This is a genomic window from Ruficoccus amylovorans (assembly GCF_014230085.1).
Classification (GTDB): Bacteria; Verrucomicrobiota; Verrucomicrobiia; order Opitutales; family Cerasicoccaceae; genus Ruficoccus; species Ruficoccus amylovorans.
This window is the reverse complement of the sequence record NZ_JACHVB010000029.1, coordinates 1-6,364: the sequence shown is the minus strand read 5'-3', so window position 1 is coordinate 6,364 and position 6,364 is coordinate 1. Positions and strand designations below refer to the sequence as shown.

The 6,364-nt window shown below is 55.7% G+C and carries 1 protein-coding gene and 1 pseudogene; one reads left to right on the top strand and one right to left on the bottom strand.

Annotated features, from left to right (window positions below; all coding sequences use genetic code 11):
• Positions 1–4,607: pseudogene (locus tag H5P28_RS10220) on the bottom strand (RHS repeat protein); the annotation flags it as partial.
• Positions 4,608–5,174: 567 nt separating this feature from the next.
• Here H5P28_RS10220 and H5P28_RS10215 point away from each other — a divergent pair.
• Complete coding sequence (locus tag H5P28_RS10215) at positions 5,175–6,206, top strand: IS5 family transposase (protein ID WP_185675592.1); 1,032 nt, start codon at positions 5,175–5,177, stop codon at positions 6,204–6,206.
• Positions 6,207–6,364 lie beyond the last annotated feature (158 nt).

Genomic DNA, 6,364 nt, shown 5'->3' with positions numbered 1-6,364 from the left:
GCTGCCACAGAAGTTGGCTCCATCGCAATAAGGCGATTTTCACCATCCCAAGTATACACCCAACGAGAGTCGTTGGACAAGTTCCCGTCGTCATCGTATATAAAGTTTTCCGGGTTGGGAGGTAGGTAGGCGCTGGCTTCAGCCTCGGCGACAGCATCGGCACCACCACTCCCCTGCCCTGAGTAGGTTCCCTGGATCGCGATACTCTCCTGCCGGGCAGCATTTGGACTTGTTTCCCCGGAGTAATCCAAGAGTGCCTGGAAGTACTCTCCTGTACGGGTGGCCGTCTCCGCATTAACCGTCACTTCCGCCGCCGGGTGAGCAGACCCCAGCACTCCAAGGACGCGAGGCACGCTGCGACTGCCGTACTGGTTAAGCGGATTGGCACCGTTTGTCCCGGTGGCATCGGCTCCGGCATAATACACCTGACGACGGGTTGTATTCCCATCCCGCCCGGCCTGAGTACGGTTACCGATATCGTCAAACCCGTAATTGAACACGTAGCCGGGAATTGGTTGCGCACCAGGCAGGTACTTCGCAGCGCTGGTGACTTGCCCCAACGCATCGTAACCGTAAAGCCAGTACTCTCCGCTGCCCAGAGTGGCCGCAGTCCGCTGGTTCGCCGCATTGTATGCGTAGGTCATACCCAGTTGCTGATGAGGAATACCATAACTCAGGCTCCTTAGACGACCAAGATTATCATACTGACGGTGAACGGCAAGCACTTCCGCAGCCCCACGGGACTGCACCACATTTTCCACCAGAGCGCTACCGGGGCGATAACCGTATGCCGCCGTGTGCACCTGACCGCCCTGACTGAAGCCAATCGTCTCCAGACGCCCTGTGACACCGTCGAAGCCGTACTGCACTGCGTGCAGCGGACTGGTGCCATCGGAAAGGCTGACCGTGTTCGGGCGAGTGGCCGCATCAAATGTCCTCTCAACCGCAAAACCATCCCAGGGCTCCCCGTCCGCTTCATAGGTCTCCGAGACAATCCGACCATCCCCATAAACAAGCGTTCGCGTGCCAGTCCTATCGGTTATGGCTCCGATTCGCCCGCTGCGGTCATACTGCGTATAGCTGATGGCTGGAGTCTTACCATCACTGTAGGATATGCCCGTCTGATAGCCGTAGTCCGGGTCGTAGGAATAAGCCGTAACAATCCCACGACCACCGGTCCGAGTCTTCAGTCGGCCGGCATCGTCGTATGTATAGCTCAGGTCAGGAGTGCCGGGATTCCCCACCTCGTAGGCGTAGTATTTCTCCTGCAAAAGCCCGCGAGCATTATAAACCCAATGGGTAACAACCGGAACCCCCGAAGGGTAATCCTGCCAAGTCTTCATCGTGGCCATGCGACCCGCGTAGTCATAAGCATACTCTACCGGGTAGGTTCTCGACCCGCTGCGACGCTTGAGTTGTCCATCCGGATAGTATTCCTCGGTCTGTATTCTTCCGTCCGGCAAGGTGATTGTCCTCGTCATGCTCCCATCCGGGGCATCGCTATAGGCATAGGAAGTCGTCTGTGCCTGGTCACCGGGGAGACTGGATCCCTCAACCGCCACAGGCGTCGTCACACTCTCGAGACGACCATTAGCCAGATAACTGTAGGTCGTGACACCGAAGGCATCGCTCACGGTATGCGGAGCACCCAAGTCGCTGTAAGTGTACTGAGTCTGATCAAGCATGGCGCCCTGAGCGTCATAGCTTGCACTGGAGACCACTTGGCCATCCGCGTAAACGGTAATTGTTTTCGAGACAAAGCCCCCAACGGCGTCGGCAATGCTCGTCGTGACCGTACGGGTGGCCGGAGCATAGCCACCCGATCCGCCCACCGGCACGGCAGGGGTCAATGCCGTAACCGTTGTCGCCGTCAGTCCGTACTGAGTTGTGACAGTGGTAAGATCGTCGAGGCTGACCTCGGTGACTTGCGCCCCTGAAACATCATCCCCACTCACAGAAGTCGTCTTGCGAACCCGCACTCCGCTATCCCACGAAGCAGGCCCGTAGCTGATGGTTGTCGTCTGCACCGGCCCCTCAACATCATCCCCCACATAGGTTTTCCACAACTGCCCCTCATCATCGTACACGTAAAAGGTTGTGACGCCGGTTGGATCTTCCATTGAGACTAGTTGCCCCAAGGCATTGTAACTGTAGCTGGTCTGCGCCTCGCCCGCCCCCCCGGGAGCGAGAGCCGGTTGCAGAACCGTTCGCGTACGCCCCAACATGTCCGTCACGGTTGTGCTATACTCGCCCGAGGCACTCAGGTCCGGCTTCAGAAAAGTCTCAGTCGTAGCCTCTTCCCCCGGCACGGCTGAAGAATAACTGTACCGGCGAGCCATTGTAGAAGGGCCGCTGACCTGATAGAGCGAGCCATCCTGATAGCTGAGAGTCGTGGTTGCCCAGACTGGGGCCTGCCCTGGCAGATAAGGGAAGGACACGCGTTCACGAACAAAGGTTTCACCAGCAGCAGTAACGGTATCCTTGATGCGGTCCGTGATTCGCCCCATCACATCCATACTGGACACAAGCTCACCAGCCTTGTTGTAGGTCGAGGTAGTTTCTGTCGAAGCACTACCCTTACTGAATGTAGTCCGCACTGCGCGACCAGCAGCGTCCAGATCGTAACTTGTCAGGCCATCCCCTTTGAGGGCCTCCACTACGCGCCCCGCATCGTCATAGGTGTATTGGGTGTATTCTCCATCTCGACTCAACTCCCAAGCCAGCCCACAGCAGGCATAGGCCATATCACGAGTCGTACCATCCAAATAGATAATAGAAGTCGGACGGCCCGTCTCAGAATCGTGTCCGTTGACCACTTCAAGATCTACGGTAAAGGGCTCGCCACTCTCATCAAACCGGAAGCTCTCACGGGATTGCAGATTGCCCACTCCGTCCACAACCGTAACCTCACGCAAAAAGGGCTCAAACTCCAGCAGAGGGGTGTAAACATAGGTGCCTTCCTCCCTGGTTGTCACGAGCCAGTCCATCGTTTCACTACTGGAAGTATCGTAGGAGTAGGAATACCGGGTCATCGTACCATCGGGGCGCTCGATGCTGAAGGGCTGCCCCTTGAGATCAAACTCATCAATCGTACGTTCAACGGTGACCAGATTGGAGGCGGCTCCCAAGGCCGCGCCGGGAACTGTACAATCGACGTAGGTTACGATTTTGACCTCGGTATCAATTCCCTGAATACGCTCAATCTCACGCTCCTCGTACCTAATCTGGTAGCCCCTACTAACCTCATTCCCTTGCACATAGGTCACTGTCCGGCGTAATTCCCCCAAGGACGCATTCCAACCGGCATCAGCATCCTCATTAAACGTGTGCGAAACCACCCGATTACTACTCTCGTCCACAGAGGAAGGCAGGGTGTCACCGCCAGGAGCAGAAGTGTTTTTAAACTGAGAGACTGTCTTAATTTGACGCCCGTCAGCATCATAGATCCAGTAATCCCAGTTGCCAAAGGGCCCCACCCTCAGTTTCAGCCGCCCATAGCCGGGCGCACCACTGTCCTCATCGTGATAATAGTAGCGAGTTACCCGGTTCACCCCCTCGGGGTCCTGCGCCTCCGAGATCAGTTCCTCTCCCCAAGGGAACATCTCGTAAGTTTTCAATACATCCGATGCAACCTCACCACTTCCATTTTTCAACTTGCGACGTTCCGTCCGGGTCGTCCCCACAGGGGCATTCTCGTCAAATGCCCCGCTCCGGGTCAGCTCGGTCAAGATCAAGTTGCCCCCCTCCGCATAGCTCCAAGTGTTGCCCGTTTGCGTCCAATGGTAAACATTCACACTCGCACCGGAACGGATTTCCTCCACCTTGAGCTGGTCCGGTTCGGAAGCAGACGGAGTCGGATTGCTGACCACATAGGTCACAAATGGATTAGCTCCACTGACAAGCGGATAGAGTCCAGTAACACTATCCGGCGCTGCCTCAAAACTTCCCGGACGATAAAAGCGAACCTCGAACGCCCCCGGCTTGTAGATCGCAGTCCAATCGTTTTCATCAAAATCAAAAACGCCGCCGGAAATGGTGACCGTGACCGGCCCCGTCGCTTCCCAGATCACATTCCGATACCAGACCTGATCCCCAGCCTCATAAGTGCCCTCGTCAAGATCAGGAGCTTTCCGCGCCCAATAGGATGGTTCCTCAAGCGGGTTATTTCCGGCATTAGCCCCCAGCAGAGAAACATATACATAATCCTGATAAAGCACCTCGTCTCCAGCCGCATAGGTGGTGCCAGCGTCGTACCCCACAGCCAGACCACTCGACGCACGTACGACATCTACTTGTGCCTGCGGCGCCATAATCTGACGCAGGCTACCATCAACCGGGTGCTTGAGAATGCTGACACCACTGCGCCAGCCATAACCAAGAATAGCCGGTGAGTATGTCTCCTGATTGATCGCATCAACATAGAAACCCAGCGAGCCTGCCCCCTGCGTAGCACTCAGCTCTCCCAAGCCGAAATTAAAGTAGGCACTACCGGATCCACCGTTCCCTCCGCCCGCGGGCATCGATGAGCAGTTACGCTTCGCCTCCATGTAGAGGAATTTGGTGTAGTATCCTTCCACCGCCTCAACCGTCCCCTTTAAGGTATACATACCATTCTCATCGGGCTCAAACTCCAACTTCCGCCCGCGCACTTGCTCTCCAGAGTCATAGTCTTCACCTTTTTCCAGCTCCCAACGCAAATACACAGGCGTGAATTCCCAATCACCACACCCACTTGGGGTCCATTGGTAATTGTCATACTGAGAGCGTTGTCCAGACACTTGAATCTCTACCGAAGTTCCAGCTCCCCGTGATTCCGGAACGACTTCATCAATATAAGACATTGTACTAGTACCCGGCTCATCCTCATCCCATATGCCATCCATAATAGAAACCGGATCGCTCAGTCGTAATGTAACATCGACATAATAAATTTCAGTTGGAGGACCATACTGACAGCCATCAATACCTGCATATAAAGCATAATCGTCATTTGCGTCTACCTCTTGCGCAATTCCAGCAGAAGGAACAAATCCAACTGGGTTGCTCCCAGACACATACCCAGTATTCATATACACTCCATACTGATAATAATCATACTCTATACCTTTATTGTAATCGTTTAAGGCCACTTCGATTAACCTCGCCTTCTTTGCGACAACTGGAGACAATCTGATATGCGCGTAAAGACTGGTAGCAGCCAAAGCAATCTCTTCGACATTTTGAAACACGCGGACAGCGCTTCGCAGCGTAAGAGCAGCCTGGATCGGCTTGATGTGATCGATTGGGAGACGTTTCGTGCGTTGCTTGAGGAGCGCCTTTCCTACGGCGACCAAAGCAAGGGTGGGCGCATTCCGTGGTGTCCGGTTTTGATGCTCAAGGTGCTGGTATTGCAGCGCTTCTTTGACCTATCGGACCAAGAGACAGAGTTTCAGATTCTTGATCGCTTCAGCTTTCTGCGCTTTGTGGGGCTACGCCCCGGCGATGGTTCTCCCGATCACGCGACGATCTGGTCCTTTAAGGAACGCCTTGGAGCCGAGGGGATGGTTGCTGTGTTCGAGTTGTTCAACGAGCAACTGCGCACTCAGGGCTTGATCGCCAGTTGCGGCAAGATCATCGACGCCAGTTTTATCGAGGCTCCCAAGCAGCGCAACCGCCGCCATGAGAACGAACAGATCAAGCGCGGCGAGGTGCCCGAACGCATCGCCAAGAGGCCGCGCCGGGCCTGCCAGAAGGATCTCGATGCGCGTTGGACGCAGAAGAACCATGTATCCTATTTTGGATACAAGAACCACGTCAAAGTCGATGCGGCCAGCAAGTTTATCGAGACCTTCACCGTCACAAACGCCGCCGTCCACGACTCCCAACCGGTCGGGAAACTGCTGCGTGAGAGCGACCGCGAGGCCGTGCTGTGGGCCGACAGCGCTTACGTCGGGCCGTTCATCGCCGCGCTGCTCAAAGGCTTCGCCATGCTCGCCAACATCTGCGAAAAGGGCACTGCCGCCCGTCCGCTCAGCCGTGAACAAAAGCGTGCCAACAGGCAAAAGAGCCGCATCCGCTCCCGCGTCGAACACGCCTTCGGCCGCATCGCCCAGTTCGGCGGCGACCGCTTCCGACGTATCGGCCAGAGACGATGTCGCTTCGAAACCGCCCTTACCAACCTCACCTACAACCTCGACCGCTATGCCATGTTCCATGCCAGGGGCTGAGCCTACACAATCGGGAGAAAATCGCCGCCAAACGCCTCAATCTGAGGCCAAAACAACCACCGCAACTCCCTGCAACTGCCCATCAAGCCCCCTTCCAGGCATCTGAAATCTCATAGCTGAACGGCTCAAGCAAAATGACTCCCTTAATCGAAGTGGCC

Excerpts from the sequence above, each read along its gene's own strand:
- H5P28_RS10215 (WP_185675592.1), top strand. The coding sequence starts at position 5,175 with ATGCGCGTAAAGACTGGTAGCAGCCAAAGCAATCTCTTCGACATTTTG.